Origin of the sequence: Jannaschia halovivens (genome assembly GCF_046452375.1) — a bacterium.
Classification (GTDB): Bacteria; Pseudomonadota; Alphaproteobacteria; order Rhodobacterales; family Rhodobacteraceae; genus Jannaschia; species Jannaschia halovivens.
The window spans coordinates 1084846-1108114 of record NZ_JBKFDJ010000001.1 but is presented as its reverse complement, the minus strand read 5'-3'; the positions used below and the strand labels follow the sequence as shown (position 1 = coordinate 1108114).

Genomic DNA, 23269 nt, shown 5'->3' with positions numbered 1-23269 from the left:
GCGCGGCGGGGCGGTTAAGCCATAGGCGGAAACCGCGAGGGCCCGCAACGGCCCCACGACGGACGGGACGGGGAATGACTATGACCGCCATCATCCGGGGCACCTTGGCGGCCCTCCTTCTGATCGCGGTCGGCGCGTGTTCCGCGACCTACCGCAATCATGGCTACGTCCCCAACGACGAGGACCTCGCCTTGCTCACGGTCGGCGTCGACACGCGCGAGACGGTGGCCTCGACGGTCGGTCGGCCCACTGCGAACGGCGTGCTGCGCGACGATGCGTGGTATTACGTCCAGAGCCGCCGGAAGAACTTCGCCTGGCGCGCCCCCCAGACGATCGAACGCGAACTGGTCGCGATCAGCTTCACCGAGGGCGGCACGATCGAGAATATCGAGCGCTTCGGATTGGAGCGGGGCCGGGTCGTCACCCTGTCGCGTCGCATCACCGAGACGTCGATCCGCGATTTCGGCTTTATCCAGCAGCTGATCCGCAACTTCGGCCGCATCAATGTCGGCGAAACGCTGGCTGGCGACAATTGACCGAACGCGTCCTGCTGCGCGCCGCCGAGATCGCGGCGATGGCGGGTCTGGCGAAGACGCATTTTCTGAATGACCGCGCACGGCGCGTGAACCGCTCGCTCGGGGATGCGACGGGGCTGGACGGGCTGGGCATTCACCTGATCGAGGTGCGGCCGGGCGACGTGACGACCGAGCATCACGTCCATCACCACGAGGACGAGGCCTGCTACATCCTCTCGGGGACGGCCGACGCGCATATCGGCGACGCGGTGGAGCCGGTCGGGCCGGGCGACTTCCTCGGTTACCGCGCGGGCGGTGTGGCGCATTCGCTGGAGGCGACAGGAACCGAGCCGCTGCGGGTGCTCGTAATCGGCCAGCGTCTGCCCCATGACGTGGCCGACTATCCTCGAAAGGCCAAGCGCATCTTCCGCAACGCGGGCCTGCCCTGGACGTTGGTGGATCACGACGCGCTGGAGGCCGTGCAGGCCGGCAAGAAGACCGAAGACTGACCGCAACGCGCCGTTCACGGGATGTTGACGGTTTTCATTGCAGAAACTGGGCGGCGACCCGCGCACGGGACGCATCGTCGCTTTGACGCGGTCCGGGGCGATCCGTATATCGGACCCCGAACGGGCAGGGAACGAACGACATGGTGACGAAGGTGATGAAAGCCACCGGCGGCCTCGCGTGGAGCGGTGCGCAGGGCGTGGTGATGTTCGTCCTGTCGGTGGTCGGCGGGCTCTTCTCGGCGATCACGCTCGGGGTCATCGCCGGAGCGCTGACGGTGGGCGCGATCCTGTGGATGTATGGCCGCGACCTGCCGAACCACGAACAGCTCGCGCAGTACACGCCGCCGACGATCAGCCGCATCTATTCGGGCGAGGGGCGCCTGATGGACGAATTCGCGCAGGAGCGACGTCTCTTCGCCCCCGCCGACGAGATTCCGGACCTCGTCAAGCAGGCCTTCATCTCGGCCGAGGACAAGAACTTCTACCTCCATGCGGGCTATGACCCGATGGGGATGGTCGCCGCCGCCGTCGACGCGGCGCGGGGCGGGCGCCTGCGCGGCGCGTCCACGATCACCCAGCAGGTGATGAAGAACTTCCTTCTGTCCTCGGACCGGAGCGCCGAGCGCAAGGTGAAGGAAATCATCCTCGCCTCCCGGATCGAGGAGACACTGTCGAAGGACGACATCCTCGAGCTCTATCTCAACGAGATCTTCCTCGGTCAGAACAGCTACGGAGTCGCCGCCGCGGCCCAGACCTATTTCAACAAGCCGCTCGCCGATCTCACGGTCGAGGAGGCGGCCTATCTCGCGATCCTGCCCAAGGCGCCGTCGGACTATCACCCCGTCCGTCAGGCCGAGCGCGCCATCGACCGCCGTAACTTCGTGCTGCGCGAGATGTTCGAGAACGGCTACCTGACGCGCTCCGAGATGCAGGAGGCGCAGCTTTCGCCCCTCCTGACGGTGCAGTCGGGTCATTTCGCGCCGTTCCGCGCGGCCCTTCCGCCGCGCGATTACTTCACCGACGAGATCCGGCGCCAGCTGACGCAGGATTTCGGCGAGGAGGCGTTCTTCACCCAGGGCTTCAGCGTCCGCGCCACCATCGACGCCGAGATGCAGGAGGTCGCGGCCCGCGCGCTGCGCCGTGCATTGGAGCAGTTCGACCGCAACGCGGGCGTCTGGCGGGGCACCGGCAAGACGATCCCGGTCGAGACGCTCTCGGACGAGGCTTCGTGGCGCGCAGCCCTGGCCGAGGCGGATGTCGCCCGCGATATCGACCTCGGCAACCGGTGGCATGCCGCCGTGGTCACCGGCGTCGGCGATCAGACCCTGACGCTCGGGGTCGAGGACGTGGAGGGCACGGTCGACGTGCCCCGCGACGACATCGCCTGGATGCGCGGCAGCTTCGTCGACAATTTCGAGCCGGGGCAGGTCGTCCATGTCCGCCGGATGACCGAAGACGACAGCGGCGACCTGATCCGCTGGTCGCTGCGCCAGGTCCCCGAGGTGCAGGGCGGCTTCATGGCGATGGACGTCAATACCGGCCGCGTGATCGCGATGCAGGGCGGGTTCAGCTACCAGCATTCGGTCTTCAACCGCGCCACGCAAGCGACTCGGCAGCCGGGCTCCAGCTTCAAGCCGTTCGTCTATGCCGCCGCGCTCGATTCCGGCTACGCGCCGAACACGATCGTCGTCGATGCCCCGATCGAGATCGACCAGGGCAACGGCGAGGTCTGGCGCCCGAAGAACGCGTCTAACCGCTTCTACGGGCCCGCTCCGCTACGCACCGGGATCGAGCGGTCGCGCAACCTGATGACCGTGCGGCTGGCGCAGGATGTCGGCATGGGCACGGTCGCGAGCTACGCCGAGCGCTTCGGCGTCTACGACCGGATGGACGAGCTTCTGGCCAACTCGCTCGGCAGCCAGGAGACGACGCTCTACAAGATGGTCTCGGCCTACGCGATGTTCGCCAATGGCGGCGAACGGGTCGAGCCGACGCTGGTCGACCGCATTCAGGACCGCTACGGCCGCACCGTCTACAAGCACGATCAGCGGCGCTGCGTCGATTGCGAGGAGTTCGCCGCGCTCTCAGAAGGCTATGGCCCCCGGATCGTGTCCAACCGCGAGCGTGTGATGGACCCGATCACGGCCTATCAGCTGACCTCGATGATGACCGGCGTCGTCGAGCGGGGCACCGCCGCGCGCACCGTGAACCTGCCCGTGCCGATCGCGGGCAAGACGGGAACGACCAACGATGCCAAGGACGTGTGGTTCGTGGGCTTCTCGTCGCGCATCGTCGCGGGCTGCTATATCGGCCATGACCGCCCGCGTTCGCTGGGCAGCGGTGCGTCGGGCGGCGGCATGTGCGGCCCGGTCTTCACCGAGTTCATGCGCGAGGCCATCAAGGAATATGGCGGCGGACCCTTCGAGGTGCCCGAGGGCGGGTATTTCGTGAAGATCGACCGCTACACCGGCGCGCGCCTGCCGGATTCTGCGACGGGCGAGCATGTCGTGGCCGAGTACTTCCGCGAAGGGGCCGATCCGTTCGTCGGCCTCGGCGGCGGTCTCGTGATCGACGGTGGCTTCGCGATGGCGGGCGACCTGCCGCTCTTCGGGCGCGGCGAGAGCGAGGACCAATCCGCCCCGAGCCAGGTGCGGACCTCGACCGGGCGGCAGGTGGTCGTCCCCAAGCGCGCGACCTTCGGGCAGCTGTCGTCGGGCGGCCTTTACTGACACGCGGCGGGCCGTCGATGCGGCCTGCGCGATCCCGCGCCGCCTTGTCGCGGATGCGTGCGCGCTTTAGGTGAGGCGTCGCATCCCCGGAGGCCCCATGCGCGCAGAAGTCCAGAACAACGTCGACGCCATCGCCAAGTCCGTCGCGCTCCTGAAGCGGCGGCTGGACTGGGAGACGGCGCCGCATCGCCTCGAGGAGGCAAATGCGATGATCGAGGACCCGACGCTCTGGGACGATCCCGCGCGCGCCCAGAAGTTGATGCGCGACCGCCAGGGCCTGATCGACGCTATCGAGGCGATCGAGACGCTGGAGCGCGACACCTCCGACAATGCCGAGATGATCGAGCTGGGCGAGATGGAGGACGATGCCGAGGTCGTGGCCGAGGCCGAGCGCGCCATCGCCCGGCTGGTCGAGGTCGCCGCCGAGAAGGAACTCGAGGCGCTGCTCGACGGCGAGGCCGATGGCAACGACACCTTCCTCGAGATCAACGCGGGCGCGGGCGGCACCGAGGCCTGCGACTGGGCCGAGATGCTGCAGCGAATGTATGTCCGCTGGGCCGGCAAGCGTGGCTTCGACGTCGAACTGCAGAGCCAGGAGGCCGGGTCCGAGGCGGGCATCAAGTCCGTCGCCTACAAGATCAGCGGCAAGAACGCCTATGGGTGGCTGAAATCCGAGAGCGGCGTGCACCGGCTGGTCCGCATCTCGCCCTTCGGGAAAGGCACGCGCGAGACGTCCTTCGCCAGCGTCTGGGTCTATCCGGTGGTCGACGACAATATCGACATCGAGGTGAACCCCTCGGACATCCGCATCGACACCTACCGGTCTTCGGGCGCGGGCGGCCAGCATGTCAACACCACCGACTCGGCGGTGCGGATCACCCATATCCCGACGAATATCGTCGTGACCTCGTCCGAGAAATCGCAGCACCAGAACCGCGATATCGCCATGAAGGCGCTGAAGTCGCGGCTCTACCAGATGGAGCTGGATCGCCGAAACGCCGAGATCAACGCCGCCCACGAAGCCAAGGGCGATGCGGGCTGGGGCAACCAGATCCGGTCCTACGTCCTGCAGCCCTACCAGATGGTGAAGGACCTCAGGACGGGCTACGAGACGTCGGACACGTCGGGCGTGCTGGACGGCGCGCTGGATGGCGTGATGGCCAGCGTCCTGGCCTCGAACGCCAGCGGCAAGAGCCGGGCCGACGCCGCCGGCTGAGGTTCAGGACACGACGGCGAGCGGGCGCGGCCGCGACTGGAGCGCCAGCCGCGCCAGATGCAGCGCGGCGATGCTGGCCCCGTTGCGCCCCGCGATCGCCTCGCCCAGCGTCGCCGCCGCGCCGTAGTCGAACCGGCCCAGCAGGTCCGTCAGTCGTGCGGCGGCGCGGTCCGCGCGGAAGCGCTTAGCGTCGATCGATACGGCGACACCCATCCGTTCGAGGCGCGCGGCATTGTCGGGCTGATCCCCGCCCACCGGCACGACGAGCTGGGGGCGTCCGGCGCGGAGCGCCTCGGCAGTGCTGCCGATCCCGCCATGGTGCAGGACCGCCGCCGCGCGCGGAAAGAGAGGCGCATGGGGCGCGTAGTGCAGCGACAGGATGTCGGGGCCTTGGGGCACCTCGGCCTCGCCCCGCAGAAGCACCGCGCGAAGCCCCATCCGCCGAGCCAGCGCGACGGCCTCGGCCCAGAAGCGTTCGCCGCCCAGGCGCTGCGCCACGCTGCCCAGCGTCACCGCGAGCGGTGCCGGGCCCGCGTCGAGCCAGTCGATCACGGGCTGGGGCAGGTCGCCGTCAGGGGCGGCGGGAAAGCCCACCACCTCGAAATCGGCGGGCCGGTCGGCGGGGGCGGGCGCGAACCGGTCCGACCAGAGCCCGAGCCGCAGGGGCACCGTCGCGCCGTGATCCAGAAGCGGCGTGCCGGGCTGTGGTGGCAGGTCGAAGCCCGCGCGCACGCGGGTCAGGTCGGCGGCATGACGGGCGCGGAGGACGGCGCGGGCCGTGCCGATCCAAGCGCGGTTCCACGCGCGGGTCAGCGGGTTCGCGGGGGCCGGGACCGTCGCGCCGAAGCGGCGGCTTCTGGGCGGATCGAGCGCGGAGAAGAGCATCATCGGTTGCAGGATCAACGGGACGTAAGGAAGGCCCGCCCGCTCGGCTGCCAGCGGCGCGTGGAGCGCGAAGGCGGTGGCGGCGACGACCGCCGCGCCATGGGTCAGCGGTGCCAGCTCCTCGGTCAGGGCGGGCAGCATCGGGATCAGCACGTCGCGGATCAGCGGGCCGGGGTCGCGCAGCACCTCGCGCGCGATCTGGTCGCGGGTGACGCCTAACCGGTCGCAGATCTCGGCCTCGGACGGGCCCACGGGTGTCGCGAGCAGGCCCCAGCGGCGCGCCATGTCGCAATCGTCGGGGCTCAGCGCGAGACGCACCTCGATGCCCGATTGGTCGAGGTGCCGCGCGATCGAGAGGACGGGATAGAGGTCGCCCAGCGAACCCATCGTCGAAAGGACGACGGCGGTGCGGCGCGGGCGCGGGATACGGCCTTCGAGGCCCGGAAGACGCGAAACCCCGCTCCGGGGTCGGGGCGGGGTCGTCGCGTCGTTCGTCACGGGTGGGCGGAACTCAGGAGCCGGCGCCCTCGGGCTTGGACGATCCACCGGAGGCCGCGGGCTTCGCGGCGGCCGACGGCTTGGAGGACCCGGCCTGGCCGAGCGGGTCGTCCTGCCGCTGGACGGCGCCCTCGAAATGGGCGCCGGATTCGATGGCGATGGTCTTGTGGATGATGTCGCCCTCGACCCGCGCGGTGGAGGTGAGCCGGACCTTCAGGCCCCGCACGCGTCCGATGACGCGCCCATTGACCACGATGTCGTCGGCGATCACTTCGCCGCGAACAACGGCCCCTTCGCCGACGGTCAGCAGGTGGGCCTGGATGTTGCCCTCGACCTCACCCTCGATCTGGATGTCGCCGGAGGTCTTCAGGTCGCCCTTGATGAGCAGGTCACCCGACAGGGTCGACGGCGCGACCTTGGGCTTCATCGCCTGCGCGCCGGCGCCGAGTTCCAGCCCGGCGGGCTTGGACGGCGGGGACGACGGCGCGGGCGAGCCCGAGCTGGGCGTGTTGGGCTTGTCGGCGTCGCCGCCGGGCTGGTTCAGCTTGGATTTAGAAAACATCCTGACCTGCGTTTATGAAAGTGACTGGGTTCAGGGCTTGCCCGCCGCGGCGAATTTCGTAGTGAAGATGCACCCCGGTCGAACGTCCGGTGGTCCCCATACCACCGATATTCTGCCCGCGCGAGACCCTTTGGCCCTGCCGCACGTTGATGGAGTTAAGATGCGCATAGCGCGTCTCGAAGCCCAGCGGGTGCTGGATCTTCACCAGCTTGCCGTAGCCCGACTGCCAGCCGGCATGGGTGACGGTGCCCTCGGCGGTGGCGAGGATCGTCGAGCCGCGCGGCCCGGCGAAATCCATGCCCGAATGCATCCGGCCCCAGCGCGGCCCGAAGCCCGAGGTGCGGCGATGCGGTCCGGGCACGGGATGGGCGAGCGGCAGGCTCTCGGCGGCAATGCGGTAGAGTTCGACCTCTTCCAGACGGTTCAGCAGGCGGTTGGCGCGCTGGGTGTCGAGGTCGAGTTCGCTCGGGTTGCCGCGGGTCGAAAGGACCAGCGGCTCGAGCGGGCCGCCCTGGCCGGAATAGCCGCGGCGCACCTGGTCGAGAATAGCGTCGGTCGAAATGCCGGAGCGGGCGAAGACCTTCTCCAGCGGGCTGAGCGAGACCTGCACGGCCTCTTCCAGCCGGCCGAAGATGCGGTCGTTGCGATCGGCCATGAGGGCGGCCATCGCCTCCATCCGGTCGATCTCGGCATCGGCGCCCTCGGCCACGACGACGGCCTCGTCACGCTGGAGCGCGGTGGCGTCGAGCACTTCGGCCAGCGCGGCGGCGGTCGCCGAGGCATCGGCGGCGCGGCGCTCGGCCGTGGCGGCGGCCTCGGGGGCGTCCTCGATGCGGGCGAGGATCGTCTCGGCCTCGTCGCGGGCCGTGTCGCGCTCGGCGACGGTGCGGCGGAGCGTGCGCTGGATGACCTCGATGCCGGTTTCCAGTTCGCGGACCCGCTGCTCGGAGGCGAGCAGCGTGCCCTGCATCTTCGAGACCTCGTCTAGGGCGATGTAGAAGCGCCCGAGCGCCTGTTCGGCCTCGCGGGTGCGGGCGTCGCGCTCGTCCGACAGGGCCTGGAGACGCGTCTCGTAGGCGAGCTGGGCGCGGGCGATCTGGTCGCGGCTCGAGCCGGAGGTGATCGCGCCGATCAGGAAGAAGGAGGTTACGACGACCATCCAGCCCAACACCAGCGCGCCGCCGGACAGGATCGTGGCCTGCGTGAGCGGACGCATCCGGATGAACCGGGTTCCATCGTCGGATTTGAGAAAGAGGCGTTGCTCGGGAAGGTAGCGCTCAAGGCGCGCGTTCAGTCTATCGGACAGGCGTTGCTTCAAACCCCGTCTCCCCTCGTCTGTGGTGCGCCACCTCTGATGGGCGTTCGCGCGTTCCGTTCCCCAGGCGCCGATCCAAGCGGCACAAGTCGTCGCGTTCTAGTCAGATGTGACCCTTCTCGCAACCGGAGGGCCTTTTCGCCCGGCCTGTGGCCCCCCCTGTGAGCAAAATCCCGCCGGTTACGGGTCACGCCTCTTCGGTCAGGGGCCAGTAGAAGTCCGGCGGCAGGCCCGCATCGGCCCGCTTCTCCTCGTTGAAGGGCGGCTTCAGGAGGCCGTGGAAATGCGTCCGCACGAGGTCGTGGAAGGTCGGGCGCGGATCGAGATTGTCCCGCCCGCAGAGGAAGTTGAACCATTTCGAACCGTAGGCGACATGGGCCACCTCCTCGGCGTAGATCGTTTCCAGCGCGGCCACGGCGCCGTCCTCGCCCGCCCGCCGGAAGATTTCGATCATGCCCGGCGTGACGTCGAGCCCGCGCGCCTCCAGCACCATCGGCACGACCGCGAGCCGGGCCATCAGGTCGCCTGCCGTCTCCTCGGCGGCACGCCACATGCCGGCATGGGCGGGCAGGGCGCCGTAATGCGACCCCGCGGCCTGAAGGCAGTCGGACATCAGACCCCAATGCTTCGACTCGTCATCGGCCGCACGCACCCAGTCGTCGAAGAAGCCCGGCGGCAGGGGGACGTGTGAGAACCGCGCGATGACGTCCCAATGGAGGTCGACCGCGTTCAGCTCGATATGCGCGACGGCATGCAGGAGCGCGATCCGTCCCTCGGGCGTGCCGGGCTTGCGGCGCGGCACGTCGCGCGGGTGCAGAAGTTCGGGCCGGTCGGGGCGCGCGGGCCGGTCGGGCGGCGTCCCGGTGCCGATCTCGGGCAGGGTGCCGTCCGCGCGGGCGTCAAGCCACGCGGCCGCATGGGTGCGCGAAAGATCGGTCTTGGCACGGGGGTCGGCGGTGCCCAGCACCTCGACCGCCATCTGCGCGAGCGGGATCACGTGGCGCGGCCCCGTCCGGCCACGGCCGTCATGCGCGCACGGCCTCCAGCACCGCGTCCGCATGGCCCGGCACCTTCACCTTGCGCCAGACCTGCTTCACGACGCCGCCTTCGTCGATCAGGAAGGTCGCCCGCTCGATGCCCATGTAGGTCTTGCCGTACATGTTCTTCTCGACCCAGACGCCGTAATCCTCGCACGTCGTGCCATCCTCGTCGGATGCGAGGATCACGCCCAGGTCGTGCTTGGCGGCGAACTTGTCGTGCTTGGCGACGCTGTCCTTCGACACGCCGACGATCACCGCGCCCGCCGCCTCGAACTCGGCGGCGGCCTCGGTGAAGGCGATGGCCTCCTTGGTGCAGCCGGGCGTGTCGTCCTTGGGATAGAAATACAGCACGACCTGCTTGCCCTTGAGGTCGGCGAGCGACACCTCGCCGCCGCCGCCCGTGGGCATCGCGAAGGCGGGGGCGTCCTGTCCGGGTTCGATGGTCATGAGGTCTCTCCATTAGGGGTGCGCTGCGTCGGGACTTGGAACCCGGACGGGGTCGGGTCAAGGTCGGGGTCCCCGATGCGGAGCCTGCACCCATGCCCGACACCCCTGCCCGACGCCGCCGTCCGTTCCGGGCCATGGGCGTTGTGCTGCTGGTGGTGGCGGCGTTGCTTGCGGGCAGCGCCTGGCGCCTGACCGAGGGGCCGGTGGCCCTGCCGGACTGGGCGGTGTCGCGGCTGGAGGCGCGGCTGTCGCGGGACCTGGGCGGACGAGCGGTGCGGCTGGGGTCGGTGGCGCTGGGCTACGATCTGGGCGCGCAGGCGCTGCGGCTTCGGTTGCGGGATGCCGGGCTTTCGGATGACGGCACCGACCTCCTGGCGCTGCCGGACGCGCAGGTCGCGCTCGACGGTGCGGCCCTGATGCGCGGCAAGTTGCGGCCCCGGCAGGTGACGGTGGTAGACCTTTCGCTCGACATCGCACGTGACGCGGATGGCCGCTTCAACCTCGCGTTCGGCGGGGGCGGCGGCGCCCTTCCATCGAACTGGGTCGAGGGGCTTGCCGCGCTCGATGCCGCGCTCGCGGTGCCGGTGCTGGCCGATCTCGACCGTGTTCGCATCGACGGCGTGCGGCTGAGGCTCTCGGACGCGGTCACGGGCCTGTCGCAGCGGATCGAGAACGGCGCGGTGACGCTGACCCGCGCGGAGGATGCCGTGACGCTCGACCTCGGGACGGACATCCCGCTGCCGGGCGGTCGGACCGCACGGCTGGCGGCGACGATGCAGCGGCTGGCGGCGGGCGAGGGCGCGCTGGCCCGCCTCGCGTTGACCGACCTGCCGGTGGCGGCACTGGCCGAGGCGCTGCCGCGCGTGCCCGCCCTGTCACTGGCGATGGGCGATCTCTCGGCGAGCGCCGGCGTCACGCTGACCGAGGCGGGTGAGCCGGGGCCGCTCCGGGGACAGATCGCGCTTCGGGACGGGCGGATGGTCGACCGGCCGGATTACGCGCTCGACCGCGCGACGCTGGGCTTCGCCTGGTTGCCGGGAACCGACCGCATCGCGCTCGAGGACATCGCGGCCAGCTCCGACGACCTGTCGGTCCAGGCGGGCGGGCAGATCCTGCTCGAGGACGGCATCACCGGCCCCGCGCAGATACAGCTTCGGCTCGGGCGAACGCTCTTCGATCCGGACGGCATGTTCGACCGCTCCGTCGCCTTCGACAACGGTCTGGTCGAGGCGCGGGTGACGCAGGCGCCGCTGGCGCTGCGCATCGGGCAGGCGATGGTGACGGGGCCGTCGGGCACGGCGCGCGCGACGGGGCGGATCGGCTTCGTGGCGGGCGGGCTCGACGGGTCGCTCCGGCTGACGGTGCCCGAAATGGCGGTGGACGACCTGACCGCGCTCTGGCCCCCGGACGTCGCCCCGCAGGCGCGCAACTGGTACGCGTCGAACCTGCGCGGCGGTATCGCGACCGACGCCAATGCGGCGATCCGCCTGCGGCCGGAGGCGGCGCCCGAGGTGCTCGGGTCCTTCGCGTTTTCGGGCGGGCGCTTTCGCTACATGCGCCACATGCCGCTGGCCGAGGGGGCTGCGGGCGCGGCACAGCTCGACGACCGCCGCTTTTCGATCCGGCTCGACGCGGGCACGGTGCCGGGGATCGGACCGGGCGGCGACGCGGCCGCGGCCGGGCGCATCGACCTCGCCGGGTCGCGCTTCGTGATCCTCGACGCCACCGAGCGGCCCGCGACGGGCGAGCTGGACCTGCTGGCGCGGGGCGCGGTCGGCGACCTCCTCGCGCTGATGGACAACCGGCCCTTCCGGCTGCTGGAACGGCTTCGCAAGGATCGGACGCTTGCCTCCGGTCGGGCCGAGGCGCGGGTCGCGGTCACGCTGCCGCTGCGGAAGGGCAATGCGCCCGCCGATATCACGTATGACGTGGCCGCGACCCTGCGGGACGTCGTCTCCGAGGAGATCGTCCCGGGGCGCCGCATCGCGGCCGATCGGCTGGAGTTGCGAGCGCTGCCGGGGCTGGTCGAGATCGCGGGCGACGCGGCCTTCGAGGGCATCCCCTTCTCGGGGCGCTGGCGCCAGGTGCTGCCGCCGCCGTCGGACGTCCCGATCGACCCCGACGCGACGCCCCCGCCGCCACGCCCCTTGCCCGAGCCGGGGCGGGTCAGTGGCACGGTCCGCCTCACACCGGAAGGGCTGGACCGGCTGGGCATCGCGCTGGGCGCCGTCCAGATGTCGGGCGAGACCCCCGCCGAGGTCGCGATCACCCTCCCGCCGGGCGCGCCGCCCCGGCTGACGCTGACCTCGGACCTGCGGGGGGCCGGGCTGTCGCTGCCCGCCATCGGCTGGTCGAAGGGCCGCGACCGGGCCGCGTCGCTGGCGCTCGACGTCGTGCTGGGTGCTACGCCCGAGGTGACGCGGCTGGCCCTCGACGCGCCGGGTCTCTCGGCAGACGGCACGGTCACGTTGCGGGAGGGCGGCGGTCTCGGGGTGGCGCGGTTCGACCGGGTCGAGACGGCGTTCTTCACGGGGCCGCTGTCGCTGACCGGCCGGGGGCAGGGGGCCGCGCCCGCCATCGCGATCCGGGGCGGGCAGGCCGATCTGCGTCGTGCGCTGCTCGCCCAGGATCGCGATGGCGGGCGCGGGAACCCGTCGCCGCTGGCCATTGCGCTCGACCGGCTGACCGTGACCGAGGGGATCGCCCTGACCGATCTGCGCGCCGAGCTGCGGGGGGCCACGGGCCAGTTCACCGCGCGGGTCAATGGCGGCAGCCCGATCGAAGGCGTGCTGGCGCCGCAGGCCGGGGGCGCCGCCGTCCAGATCCGCACCGGCGACGGCGGCGGCGTCCTGCGGTCGGCGGGGCTCTTCCAGGATGCGCGCGGCGGCGTGCTGACGCTGACGCTGCGCCCGACGGCGCAGGAGGGTGTCTATGGCGGCACCCTGCGCGGCAGCAATATCCGGGTGCGCAACGCGCCGGCGCTGGCCTCGCTTCTTCAGACGCTTTCGGTGGTCGGCATCCTCGAACAGCTCGGCGGCGAGGGTCTTGTCTTCCAGACCGTCGAGAGCGATTTCGCGCTCCGCCCCGGGGATATCGTGATCCAGCGGGCCAGCGCGGTCGGGCCGTCCATGTCGATCACGGCCGACGGGACCTTCGATCTGGGCACCAGGCGGATGGACCTGCAGGGTGTGATTTCGCCGATCTACCTCGTCAACGGGCTGTTCGGGGCGCTCTTCTCGCGGCGCGACGAGGGGCTGTTCGGGTTCACCTACCAGCTGCGCGGGGCCGCGGCGAACCCGCAGGTCTCGGTCGATCCCCTGTCGATCCTGACGCCCGGCATCTTCCGCGAGATCTTCCGTCGGCCGCCGCCCTCCTGATAGGGGCGCGGCATGAACCTGAGCGATTTCGACTTCGACCTGCCCGAGCGGCTGATCGCGACGCGGCCCGCACGCCCCCGGTCGTCGGCACGGCTGATGGTCGTGGACGGCGACGGCATCGCGGACCGCGTTGTGACCGACCTCGTGGACCTGCTGCGGCCGGGCGACCGGCTGGTTCTGAACGACACAAAGGTGATCCCCGCGCGGCTGGTGGGCGAACGGGTGCGCGAGACGCGGGACGGATCGGGCCGCGCGCGGGTCGAGCTGACGCTGACCGAGGCGCGCCCCGACGGCGCGTGGGCGGCGCTGGGGAAGCCGCAGCGCAAGATGCGTGTCGGCGACCGGCTGGAATTCGACGGGCTGACCGGCACGGTCGAGGGCCTGGGCGAGCGGGTCGTCGTGCGGTTCGACGCCACGGGCGACGCGCTGGACGCGGCGATCACGCGCGCGGGGACGATGCCGCTGCCGCCTTATATCGCCACCAAGCGGGCGCCCGACGCGGCGGACCGCGACGATTACCAGACCGTCTGGGCGCGCCATGCGGGTGCGGTGGCCGCGCCGACGGCGAGCCTCCATTTCGACCGGCCGCTGCTTGAAGCGCTGCGCGCGCGGGGCGTCGCCTTCACGCAAGTCACGCTCCATGTCGGCGCGGGCACCTTCCTGCCGGTCACGGTCGAGGACGTCACGACCCACCGGATGCATGCCGAGTGGGGAGAGGTCACGCCCGAGGCGGCGGCCGCGATGGCGGACACGAAGGCGGATGGCGGCCGGTTGATCCCGGTGGGGACGACCGCGCTGCGCCTGATCGAGACGGCGGCGCAAGGCGGGCCGATTGCGCCGTTCCGGGGCGACACGGACATCTTCATCTATCCCGGCTTCGAATTCCGCGCGGCGGACGGGCTGATGACCAATTTCCACCTGCCGCAATCGACGCTCCTGATGCTGGTCTCGGCGCTGATGGGGCGCGACCGGATGTTGGCCGCCTATGCCCACGCGGTCGCGCAGGGATACCGGTTCTTCAGCTACGGGGACGCCTCGCTTCTGCTGCCCTGAGGCGTGAGGCGCGTTCCCGACAGGGCGCTTCGCTTTCGGAATGGACGGCGGGCCATACGGGGCGTAGGCGCCGGAAAAGTCGCGTGCCCGGAGGTCGCCCATGTTCACCGTCATCCGCAATTCTTGGGCGCTGCTGCTGGGGATCATGCTCCTGATGATCGGCAACGGGATGCAGGGCACGCTGATCGGTGTGCGCGGCGAACTCGAAGGCTTCTCGACCGCATGGATGTCGGTCGTGGTCTCGGCCTATTTCGCGGGCTTCCTCCTGGGCTCGCAGGTCGTGCCCGAGATGATCCGCCGCGTCGGCCATGTCCGCGTCTTCGCCGCCCTCGGCAGCTTCGCCTCCGCCGGCCTGATCCTCTATCCGGCCCTCGTGCAGGAGGTCAGCTGGACGGGCCTCCGCTTCCTTCTGGGGTTCTGTTTCTGCGGCGTCTACATTGTCGCCGAGAGCTGGCTCAACAACACGACCACGAACGAGACGCGGGGACGGGCGTTGTCGCTCTACATGATCGCGCAGATGCTGGGGATCGTGACTGCGCAGGGTCTCTTCGCGGTCGGGGACGCAGCGGGCTATACGCTCTTCATCCTCGTCTCGGTGCTCGTGTCGCTCAGCTTCGCGCCGATCCTGCTGTCGGCCACGCCGGTTCCGCCCTTCGAGACCACCAAGGCGATGAGCTTCCGCGAAATCTACGCGGTCTCGCCCCTGGGCTGCATCGGCATCTTCCTGATGGGCGGCATGTTCTCGGCGCTCTTCGGGATGAGCGGCGTGTTCGGCGCGCAGTCTGGCCTGACGAGCGGCGAGATCGCGCTCTTCATCTCGATGATCTTCGTGGGCGGGATGCTGGTGCAATACCCGATCGGCTGGCTGTCGGATCGGCTGGACCGCCGCCGCCTGATCGTCATTACCGCGCTGATCGGTTTCCTGGGCTGCGTGCTGGGCGCGACGGGGCTGGCCGGGTTCACGGGGCTTCTGGTGGCAGCCTTCGTGATCGGGGGCATGGCGAACCCGCTCTATTCGGTTCTTCTGGCCTATACGAACGACCATCTCGATTACGAGGACATGGCGGCGGCATCGGCCCGTCTCCTATTCATCAACGGACTCGGTGCCATCGGGGGCCCGATCGTGACCGGTGCCCTGATGGACGTGGTCGGCCCGCGCGGGTTCTTCGTCTTCATCGCCGTGCTAATGGCCGGGCTTGCGTCCTACGCGGTCTGGCGGATGACGCAGCGGCCCGCCATCGAGTCCTCGGACGATGCGGCGCAATACGTGCCTGTGCCCGCGATGGCCGCCACGCCGGTCACCATCGGCAATCTCGTGGACGAATGGGAGTGGGACGAGACATCGGCCGATGGGGTCGAGGCCGAGGCGAAGTGAACCGACCGGTGCCCACGGGGGTTGGCGTTGCAGAAGAGAGGGAGGGACCTATGGAACACGACCCCGAGGACGTGCTGACGTTCTGGCTTAAGGAATGCGGGCCGGACGACTGGTACAAGGGTGGCGACGAGCTGGACGCCACCATCAGCGAGCGGTTCCGGGACGCCTGGGACGCGGCGGCGGCGGGGCAGTTGAACCACTGGGCGACCTCGGCGCGGGGCGCGCTGGCCCTGCTGATCCTGACGGATCAATTCTCGCGCAACATGCATCGCGGCTCCGGGCGGGCATTCGAGACCGATCCGTTGGCACGCAGCGTGGCGAAGGGGGCGATCGACCGGGGCCACGACCTCGCCATCCCCGAGCCCGAGCGGCAGTTCTTTTACATGCCGTTGGAGCATTCCGAGAACCTCGCCGACCAGGAGCGGGCCGTGCGCCTGATCATGACGCGGATGGATTCGCCCGAGAACCTCCTCCATGCCCGCGCCCACCGCGAGATCATCCGACGCTTCGGCCGCTTCCCGTTTCGCAACGAGGCACTGGGCCGGACGACCTCGCCGCGCGAGCGGGCGTTCCTTGACGAGGGCGCCTACGGCGCGATCCTACGCGAATTGCAGGACTGACCGCCGCGCCGCCCGTCGCATGGCGGCTTTGACGCAACCGCCGGGGCGGCGGGGTTTCCCTTGGGGGATCGTCGGCATAGTTTAACACTGAACGATTTTCACGGAGGCGCCGCAGATGGCCAAGCAATTCGACCTGATCGTCATCGGTGCAGGCCCCGGCGGGTATGTCGCCGCCATCCGCGCGGCCCAGCTCGGCATGAACGTCGCCTGCATCGAACGCGAGCATCTGGGCGGCATCTGCCTCAACTGGGGCTGCATCCCGACGAAGGCGATGCTGCGCTCGTCGGAGGTGTTCCACCTGATGCACCGCGCCAAGGAGTTCGGGCTGAAGGCCGAGGGGATCGACTACGACCTCGACGCGGTGGTCAAGCGGTCCCGCGGCGTGGCCAAGCAGCTCTCTGGCGGGATCGGGCACCTCTTCAAGAAGAACAAGGTCACCACGATCATGGGCGCGGCCAAGCTGGCCGGAAAGGGCAAGGTCAGCGTCACGACCGACAAGGGCACCGAAGAGCTGACGGCGAAGAACATCGTCATCGCCACCGGGGCGCGGGCGCGGAACCTGCCGGGGCTGGAAGCCGATGGCGAGCGGGTCTGGAACTACAAGCACGCGCTCCAGCCGCCGCATATGCCGAAGAAGCTGCTGGTCATCGGGTCGGGTGCCATCGGCATCGAATTCGCCAGCTTCTACAATACGCTGGGCGCCGAGACGACGGTGGTCGAGGTGATGGACCGCATCCTTCCGGTGGAGGACGAGGAGATCTCGAAATTCGCCAAGAAGCAGTTCGAGAAGCAGGGGATGAAGATCCTGCAGAAGGCCGTGGTCAAGTCGCTGGATCGTCAGAAGACCAAGGTGATCGCGACCATCGAAAGCGGCGGCAAGGCCGAGACGCACGAGTTCGACACCGTGATCTCGGCCGTGGGCATCGTCGGGAATGTCGAGGACCTGGGCCTGGAGGAGGCGGGCGTGAAGATCGACCGCAGCCACGTCGTCACCGACGAGTTCTGCCGCACCGGGGTCGAGGGCGTCTATGCCATCGGCGACATCGCGGGGGCGCCGTGGCTGGCGCACAAGGCGTCCCACGAGGGCGTCATGGTGGCCGAGCTGATCGCGGGCAAGAACGACGTGCATGCGGTCCGTCCCGAGAGCATCGCGGGTTGTACCTACTGCCATCCGCAGGTGGCGTCCGTCGGCATGACCGAGGCCAAGGCCAAGGAGGCGGGGCACGACATCAAGGTCGGGCATTTCCCCTTCATCGGCAACGGCAAGGCCATCGCCCTGGGCGAGCCCGAGGGCATGGTGAAGACCATCTTCGACAAGACCACGGGCGAGCTGCTGGGCGCCCACATGATCGGGGCGGAAGTGACCGAGCTGATCCAGGGCTATGTCGTCGGCCGCCAGCTCGAGACGACCGAAGAAGACCTCGCGCACACCGTGTTCCCGCATCCGACCCTGTCGGAGATGATGCACGAGAGCGTGCTCGACGCGGACGGGCGCGCGATCCACTTCTGAAAGACGGGGGCGCGCCTTTCGGGGCGCCCCCGTGCCTGCGGCTACATCGCCCAGTCGGCCTCGACGTTGAAGCCCGCGCTTTCGGGCGGCGACTCGAGGTGGTCCCGCATCCGGCTCCAGAGCGCCGCGACCTTGTCGGCATTGGCGTTCGAGACCTCCTCGCTCTCGACCAGCGAGATCACGTATCCCGATCCATCCTCGGCCATGACGTTCACGAAGCGCTGCATTCCCGGCAGGGCCATGATGTCCTCCTTCATGGCCTGCATGTCCCGGATCGCGGCGTCGCGGCTGCCGGCCTTCATCTTGAATGGTGTCACTCGTGCAAACATGAATATTCCCCCAAGGGTGTGCCGCCCGTCGCACCGGTGCGACCGGTCGGTGCGCCCAGCATAGCACGATCGGCCCCCGACCCTGAGCCGGGCGGCCGGTCCGATCACGGCGAACGGGGGCGGCGCGGCCAAGCCGCTGATTTCGCGGTCGGGGCCGGGGGCGCGGATGTTTCAGACCCGCGCCGGACCGGTGCGCTCAGATATGCGAATGCGTTGGGGGGGCGGGTTTCGCCGACCGGCGCGCGGACCACATCCGCGCCCATTCGCGCACCGGGTAGGTGAGGATCGCCACGGGATCCTTGTCCTCGACCCCGCTCGAGGTCGCGCCCATCGGAACGTCGCGGCAGGGGCCGGGGTCGTAATACGTTCCGAAGAGCTTGTCCCAGAGCGGCACGTGATTGGCGAGGTTCTTGCCATAGGCCGCGGGCACGTCGGCATGGTGCCAGCGGTGGAAGCTGGGCGATGCGACCAGCAGTTTCAATGGACCGTGGCGCCACGGCAGGTCCATATGGACATACATCGTGTGCAGCCCCGAGAGGATCAGGGCGGCGGGAATGACGTGGGGCATCTGTAGCCAGGTCAGCATCATGATGTGCCCGGCGGTCATCATCACCATCTCGATGGCGTGGATGCGGAAGGCGGTGAAGGCGTTCACATGGGTGTCGGAATGGTGCGCCGCGTGCGTCGGCCAGCCAAGCCGCGTGTGCATCAGCCGGTGGTTCCAGTAATCCACGAGGTCCTTCGCCGCGAGGCCGAGGATCGCTAGCAGCCAGATCGGCCACCCGTTCCAGATCGCGGCGTCGAGCTGCGGGATGCGCAGCAGGTCGTAGCCCGTCTGGAGCACGGCGGCGATGTCGCGGAAGAACCAGAGCGCGAAGCCGTAGTTCACGAAGACCACCACGAGGGTCGCCGCGGTGTTCTGGACGGCGTGCCACGACAGCTCGGCGCGGCGCTGGAAGACCAGCGCGAGGATCAGGCAGAGGAGCGCCGGGACGAGGAAGATCTCGATCAGGATACTGGACTTGTAGAGCGCGACGGCGCGGGTGACGGGGTCCATGGAGCGGGTCTCGGGCCTGTGGTGATGGTTCGTTCGGGATCATCGGACCACCATCCCGTGGCGAGACTATGGCCCGGCCGGCGATCGGTGATGGCCATCCCGGGACGGAGCTGAAAAAGAGGGCGCATGGATCGCACGCGCTGGGGGCTGGTGGCCCTCGTCTTCTTCGGCGGGCTGATGGCGGCAGTGCAGTTCGCCAAGGTCTCGCTCACCCTGCCGCTGCTGGCGCAGTCCTTCGGGCGCGACCTCGCGTCGGTGGCCGTGCTCGTGTCGATGGTGGGGCTGGTCGGTCTGGTCTTCGGCGCGATGGCCGGCGGCATCGCCGCGGCACTCGGGCCGGGGCGGACCTTTCTCGGCGGGCTGGTCTTCGGCGGTGCGCTCTCGCTGATCCAGGCGACGATGCCCGGCTATGGCGGCTTCGCGGCGCTGCGCGTGCTGGAAGGCTTCGCGCATCTCGCCCTCGTCGTGGGCGGCCCGCCCCTGATGGCCGCCGCCGCGAGCGACCGGGACCGACCGCTGGCGATGGGTCTCTGGGCGGTGTTCTTCGGGCTGGCCTTCGCGATCGCGGCCCGGCTCTTCCCGCTGGTGACCAATGCGGGCGGCCTGCCGCTGCTTTTCGCGGCGCATGGCGTTCTGATGCTGGCGACGGCGGCCGCCCTCTGGCGGAGCGTGCCGCGCATTCCGGTGACCCGCCCGTCCATCGATCCCGTGGCGATGCACCACGCGATCTACGGTCGCCTGCGGACGGTCGCGCCGGGCTTGGGCTTCGTGCCCTATACCTTTCTCTTCATCGCGATGCTGACCTTCCTGCCGGGTCTGCTCGGTGCGCCGATCCTCGCCACGACGCTGCCCCTCGTGACGCTGATGACGACGCTTCTCGGCGGCGCGCTCTGCCGCCGGTTCGCGCCCCACGATGTCGCCGCCGTCGGCTATGCCGGGACCATCCTCGGGATGCTGGGCCTTGCGGCGGGCGTGCCGGGCGCCGCGCATCTGGCCTTCGCGGCGCTGGGCGTCGTGCCGGGCGCGTCCTTCGCCGCCATTCCACATCTGAACCCCGATCCGCGCGACCGCACACGGGCGACGGGCGCGATCGCGCAGCTGGGCAATCTCGGCACGGTGACGGGGACGCCGGTCGTCGCACTCCTGCTGGGGTGGGGGCTGGCGGGCGTGATCGGGATCACGGTCACGGTCGCCGCACTGGGCCTTGCGCTGACGCTCTGGTCGGGGCACGCGGCCTCTGGCACATCGGCGGGCGATACGGTAGACGTTCCGTAAATGTTCCGCGGCGTTTCGGGACGCCGCCATTGTCTCGCGGCGATGCGTCCCTAGGTCGTGGCCTTGACCGTTCGAGGGTAGTCCATGGCCGAGCAGAAGTTCATCGAGGTGCGCGGCGCGCGCGAGCATAACCTCAAGGGTGTGGACGTCGACATTCCGCGCGACCGGCTGGTGGTCATCACGGGTCTGTCGGGGTCGGGCAAGTCGTCGCTGGCCTTCGACACGATCTATGCCGAAGGCCAGCGCCGCTACGTCGAATCGCTCTCGGCCTATGCGCGCCAGTTCCTCGACATGATGCAGAAGCCGGATGTGGACCACATCTCCGGCCTCAGCCCGGCGATCTCGATCGAGCAGAAGACGACGTCGAAGAACCCGCGCTCGACCGTCGGCACGGTGACCGAGATCTACGACTACATGCGCCTCCTCTTCGCGCGCGCCGGCACGCCCTACAGTCCCGCCACCGGCGAGCCGATCACCGCGCAGCAGGTGCAGGACATGGTCGATCGCGTCATGGCGATGGAGGAGGGGACGCGCGGCTACCTGCTGGCGCCCATCGTGCGCGACCGGAAGGGCGAGTACCGCAAGGAAATGTTGGAGCTGCGCAAGCAGGGCTTCCAGCGGGTGAAGGTCGATGGCGAATTCCACGACCTCGACACCCCGCCAGAGCTCGACAAAAAGTTCCGCCACGACATCGACGTCGTCGTCGATCGGATCGTCGTCCGCGAGGGGCTGGAGACGCGGCTGGCGGACAGTTTCCGCACGGCTCTGGACCTCGCCGACGGGATCGCGATCCTCGAGACGGCGCCGAAGGAGGGCGAGCCCGAGCGGCACACGTTCAGCGAGAAATTCGCCTGTCCCGTCAGTGGCTTCACCATCCCTGAGATCGAGCCGCGTCTCTTCAGTTTCAACGCGCCCTTCGGTGCCTGCCCGACCTGCGACGGGCTCGGAGCCGAATTGTTCTTCGACGAGCGGCTGGTGGTGCCGGATGTCACGCTGACGCTGGAGAAGGGCGCGCTGGCGCCATGGAACAAGGGCAAGTCGCCCTATTTCACCCAGACGATCCAGGCCATCGCCAGGCATTACCAGTTCGACGCCAAAACGCCGTGGAAGGACCTGCCCGAGACGGTGCAGGAGGTGTTCCTGCGCGGGTCGGGCAAGGAGAAGATCAAGTTCCGCTACGACGAGGGTGGGCGCATCTACGAGGTGACGCGCGTCTTCGAGGGCGTGATCCCGAACATGGAGCGCCGCTACCGCGAGACGGACAGCGCCTGGGTCCGCGAGGAATTCGAGCGGTATCAAAACAACCGGCCCTGCGGTGTATGCGAAGGCTACCGGCTGCGTCCCGAGGCGCTGGCCGTCAAGATCGGCCCGCCCAAGGCGAGGCTGCATGTCGGCCAGGTCGTCCAGATGTCCATCGCCGAGGCGCTGACCTGGGTGGACGACGTGCCGGACGCGCTGTCCAAGCAGAACAACCAGGTCGCTGCCGCGATCCTCAAGGAGATCCGCGAACGTCTGGGGTTCCTCAACAATGTCGGGCTGCAATACCTGACGCTCAGCCGCAACGCGGGCACGCTGTCGGGCGGCGAGAGCCAGCGCATCCGTCTCGCCTCCCAGATCGGAAGCGGGTTGACCGGCGTGCTCTACGTCCTCGACGAGCCGTCCATCGGTCTGCACCAGCGCGACAACGACCGCCTTTTGACCACGCTCAAGAACCTGCGCGATCAGGGCAACACGGTCATCGTCGTCGAGCATGACGAGGAAGCCATCCGCGAAGCGGATTACGTCTTCGATATCGGCCCCGGCGCGGGCGTCCATGGCGGCACCGTTGTCGCGCAGGGCACGCCGCCCGAGCTCGAGGCGAACCCGGCCAGCGTGACCGGCGACTACCTCGCCGGGCGGCGGATGATCGAGGTCGGTTCGAAGCGGCGAAAGGGCAACCGCAAGAAGCTGACCGTCGTGAAGGCCACGGGCAACAACCTCAAGGGCGTCACGGTCGACTACCCGCTGGGCAAGTTTGTCGCCGTGACGGGTGTGTCGGGTGGCGGTAAGTCCACGCTGACCATCGAGACACTGTTCAAGACGGCGTCGATGAAGCTCAACGGCGCGCGTCAGACGCCCGCGCCCTGCGAGACGGTCAAGGGGCTGGAGCATCTCGACAAGGTCATCGACATCGACCAGCGGCCCATCGGTCGCACGCCCCGGTCGAACCCCGCGACCTATGTGGGGGCTTTCACCCCCATCCGCGACTGGTTCGCGGGCCTGCCCGAAGCGAAGGCGCGGGGCTACAAGCCCGGCCGGTTCAGCTTCAACGTCAAGGGCGGGCGCTGCGAGGCGTGCCAGGGCGACGGCGTCATCAAGATCGAGATGCACTTCCTGCCGGACGTCTACGTCGAGTGCGAGACCTGCAAAGGCAAGCGCTACAACCGCGAGACGCTGGAAATCCTGTTCAAGGGCAAGTCGATCGCGGACGTGCTCGACATGACGGTCGAGGATGCGCAGACCTTCTTCAAGGCCGTGCCGTCGATCCGCGAAAAGATGGACGCGCTTATGCGGGTGGGTCTCGGCTACATCAAGGTCGGCCAGCAGGCGACGACGCTGTCAGGCGGCGAGGCGCAGCGCGTGAAGCTGTCGAAGGAGCTGTCGAAGCGCTCGACCGGGCGCACGCTCTACATCCTTGACGAGCCGACGACGGGCCTCCATTTCGAAGATGTGCGCAAGCTGCTTGAGGTGCTGCACGAACTGGTCGACCAGGGCAATTCGGTCGTCGTGATCGAGCACAACCTCGACGTCGTGAAGACCGCCGACCACGTGATCGACATCGGCCCCGAGGGCGGCGACGGCGGCGGCGAGATCGTCGCCACCGGCACCCCCGAGGAGATCGCCGAGATCGAGGCCAGCCACACGGGCCGCTATCTCAAGCCGATGCTGGCCGGGCGGACCATCGCCGCCGAGTGACC

General features: G+C 69.2%; 18 protein-coding genes. 11 read left to right on the top strand and 7 right to left on the bottom strand.

Annotated features, from left to right (window positions below; all coding sequences use genetic code 11):
- Window positions 1-80: 80 nt before the first annotated feature.
- The 4 genes from ACK8OR_RS05575 to prfB all read left to right on the top strand — a co-directional run bounded on the left by ACK8OR_RS05575 (window position 81) and on the right by prfB (window position 4969).
- Window positions 81-536: an outer membrane protein assembly factor BamE gene (locus ACK8OR_RS05575; protein WP_410188435.1), complete on the top strand. Its 456-nt coding sequence runs from the start codon at window positions 81-83 to the stop codon at window positions 534-536.
- A complete protein-coding gene (locus ACK8OR_RS05570) occupies window positions 533-1024 on the top strand; it encodes a cupin domain-containing protein (protein WP_410188434.1) in 492 nt (163 codons plus the stop codon). Before ACK8OR_RS05575 ends, ACK8OR_RS05570 begins: the two co-directional genes overlap by 4 nt.
- A 197-nt stretch (window positions 1025-1221) precedes the next feature.
- Entirely contained in the window at window positions 1222-3753 is a 2532-nt protein-coding gene (locus ACK8OR_RS05565; RefSeq protein ID WP_410189870.1) for a penicillin-binding protein 1A, read from the top strand.
- 97 nt (window positions 3754-3850) lie between these two features.
- Window positions 3851-4969, top strand: a complete 1119-nt coding sequence (gene prfB, locus ACK8OR_RS05560) for a peptide chain release factor 2 (RefSeq protein ID WP_410188433.1) — start codon at window positions 3851-3853, stop codon at window positions 4967-4969.
- A gap of 3 nt (window positions 4970-4972) precedes the next feature.
- Here the strand turns inward: prfB and ACK8OR_RS05555 are convergent, their stop codons facing one another.
- The 5 genes from ACK8OR_RS05555 to bcp form a co-directional block, all read right to left on the bottom strand.
- Window positions 4973-6352 carry a glycosyltransferase gene (locus tag ACK8OR_RS05555; RefSeq protein ID WP_410188432.1) on the bottom strand — a complete coding sequence of 460 codons (1380 nt, stop codon included), beginning with the start codon at window positions 6350-6352 and terminating at the stop codon, window positions 4973-4975.
- A 13-nt stretch (window positions 6353-6365) separates the two neighbouring features.
- Entirely contained in the window at window positions 6366-6914 is a 549-nt protein-coding gene (locus tag ACK8OR_RS05550) for a bactofilin family protein (protein WP_410188431.1), read from the bottom strand.
- Window positions 6904-8232, bottom strand: coding sequence for a DUF5930 domain-containing protein (locus ACK8OR_RS05545; RefSeq protein ID WP_410188430.1), 1329 nt, complete (start codon window positions 8230-8232; stop codon window positions 6904-6906). Before ACK8OR_RS05545 ends, ACK8OR_RS05550 begins: the two co-directional genes overlap by 11 nt.
- A gap of 184 nt (window positions 8233-8416) precedes the next feature.
- A complete protein-coding gene (locus ACK8OR_RS05540; RefSeq protein ID WP_410188429.1) occupies window positions 8417-9226 on the bottom strand; it encodes a ferritin-like domain-containing protein in 810 nt (269 codons plus the stop codon).
- Between the two features lie 28 nt (window positions 9227-9254).
- On the bottom strand, window positions 9255-9716 hold the full coding sequence (gene bcp, locus ACK8OR_RS05535) for a thioredoxin-dependent thiol peroxidase (RefSeq protein ID WP_410188428.1): 462 nt from the start codon (window positions 9714-9716) through the stop codon (window positions 9255-9257).
- Between the two features lie 92 nt (window positions 9717-9808).
- Here bcp and ACK8OR_RS05530 point away from each other — a divergent pair, with 92 nt between their 5' ends.
- The 5 genes from ACK8OR_RS05530 (at window position 9809) to lpdA (ending at window position 17651) form a co-directional block, all read left to right on the top strand.
- Window positions 9809-13093 carry an AsmA-like C-terminal region-containing protein gene (locus ACK8OR_RS05530; RefSeq protein WP_410188427.1) on the top strand — a complete coding sequence of 1095 codons (3285 nt, stop codon included), beginning with the start codon at window positions 9809-9811 and terminating at the stop codon, window positions 13091-13093.
- A gap of 12 nt (window positions 13094-13105) precedes the next feature.
- The gene (queA, locus tag ACK8OR_RS05525; protein WP_410188426.1) at window positions 13106-14146 is read left to right on the top strand and encodes a tRNA preQ1(34) S-adenosylmethionine ribosyltransferase-isomerase QueA; all 1041 of its coding nucleotides are present in this window, start codon (window positions 13106-13108) and stop codon (window positions 14144-14146) included.
- A 100-nt stretch (window positions 14147-14246) separates the two neighbouring features.
- Window positions 14247-15521 (top strand): MFS transporter, encoded by a 1275-nt coding sequence (locus tag ACK8OR_RS05520; RefSeq protein WP_410188425.1) that lies wholly within the window; start codon window positions 14247-14249, stop codon window positions 15519-15521.
- Between the two features lie 50 nt (window positions 15522-15571).
- Entirely contained in the window at window positions 15572-16141 is a 570-nt protein-coding gene (locus ACK8OR_RS05515) for a DUF924 family protein (protein WP_410188424.1), read from the top strand.
- A 115-nt stretch (window positions 16142-16256) separates the two neighbouring features.
- Complete coding sequence (lpdA, locus tag ACK8OR_RS05510; protein ID WP_410188423.1) at window positions 16257-17651, top strand: dihydrolipoyl dehydrogenase; 1395 nt, start codon at window positions 16257-16259, stop codon at window positions 17649-17651.
- 41 nt (window positions 17652-17692) lie between these two features.
- Here lpdA and ACK8OR_RS05505 read toward each other — a convergent pair whose 3' ends face one another.
- Window positions 17693-17980, bottom strand: coding sequence for a hypothetical protein (locus ACK8OR_RS05505; protein WP_410188422.1), 288 nt, complete (start codon window positions 17978-17980; stop codon window positions 17693-17695).
- Window positions 17981-18176: 196 nt separating this feature from the next.
- Window positions 18177-19037, bottom strand: coding sequence for a sterol desaturase family protein (locus ACK8OR_RS05500; protein ID WP_410188421.1), 861 nt, complete (start codon window positions 19035-19037; stop codon window positions 18177-18179).
- Window positions 19038-19163: 126 nt separating this feature from the next.
- On the opposite strand from ACK8OR_RS05500, the gene ACK8OR_RS05495 reads away from it, so the two are divergent.
- Both ACK8OR_RS05495 and uvrA read left to right on the top strand, forming a co-directional pair.
- Window positions 19164-20312 carry an MFS transporter gene (locus ACK8OR_RS05495; protein ID WP_410188420.1) on the top strand — a complete coding sequence of 383 codons (1149 nt, stop codon included), beginning with the start codon at window positions 19164-19166 and terminating at the stop codon, window positions 20310-20312.
- An 84-nt stretch (window positions 20313-20396) separates the two neighbouring features.
- Complete coding sequence (gene uvrA / locus ACK8OR_RS05490; RefSeq protein WP_410188419.1) at window positions 20397-23267, top strand: excinuclease ABC subunit UvrA; 2871 nt, start codon at window positions 20397-20399, stop codon at window positions 23265-23267.
- Window positions 23268-23269 lie beyond the last annotated feature (2 nt).

Coding starts and splice junctions, on each gene's coding strand:
- queA (WP_410188426.1), top strand. CDS start 13,106: ATGAACCTGAGCGATTTCGACTTCGACCTGCCCGAGCGGCTGATCGCG.
- ACK8OR_RS05515 (WP_410188424.1), top strand. CDS start 15,572: ATGGAACACGACCCCGAGGACGTGCTGACGTTCTGGCTTAAGGAATGC.
- bcp (WP_410188428.1), bottom strand. CDS start 9,716: ATGACCATCGAACCCGGACAGGACGCCCCCGCCTTCGCGATGCCCACG.
- ACK8OR_RS05530 (WP_410188427.1), top strand. CDS start 9,809: ATGCCCGACACCCCTGCCCGACGCCGCCGTCCGTTCCGGGCCATGGGC.
- prfB (WP_410188433.1), top strand. CDS start 3,851: ATGCGCGCAGAAGTCCAGAACAACGTCGACGCCATCGCCAAGTCCGTC.
- ACK8OR_RS05575 (WP_410188435.1), top strand. CDS start 81: ATGACCGCCATCATCCGGGGCACCTTGGCGGCCCTCCTTCTGATCGCG.
- ACK8OR_RS05495 (WP_410188420.1), top strand. CDS start 19,164: ATGGATCGCACGCGCTGGGGGCTGGTGGCCCTCGTCTTCTTCGGCGGG.
- lpdA (WP_410188423.1), top strand. CDS start 16,257: ATGGCCAAGCAATTCGACCTGATCGTCATCGGTGCAGGCCCCGGCGGG.
- ACK8OR_RS05505 (WP_410188422.1), bottom strand. CDS start 17,980: ATGTTTGCACGAGTGACACCATTCAAGATGAAGGCCGGCAGCCGCGAC.
- ACK8OR_RS05520 (WP_410188425.1), top strand. CDS start 14,247: ATGTTCACCGTCATCCGCAATTCTTGGGCGCTGCTGCTGGGGATCATG.
- ACK8OR_RS05550 (WP_410188431.1), bottom strand. CDS start 6,914: ATGTTTTCTAAATCCAAGCTGAACCAGCCCGGCGGCGACGCCGACAAG.
- ACK8OR_RS05500 (WP_410188421.1), bottom strand. CDS start 19,037: ATGGACCCCGTCACCCGCGCCGTCGCGCTCTACAAGTCCAGTATCCTG.
- uvrA (WP_410188419.1), top strand. CDS start 20,397: ATGGCCGAGCAGAAGTTCATCGAGGTGCGCGGCGCGCGCGAGCATAAC.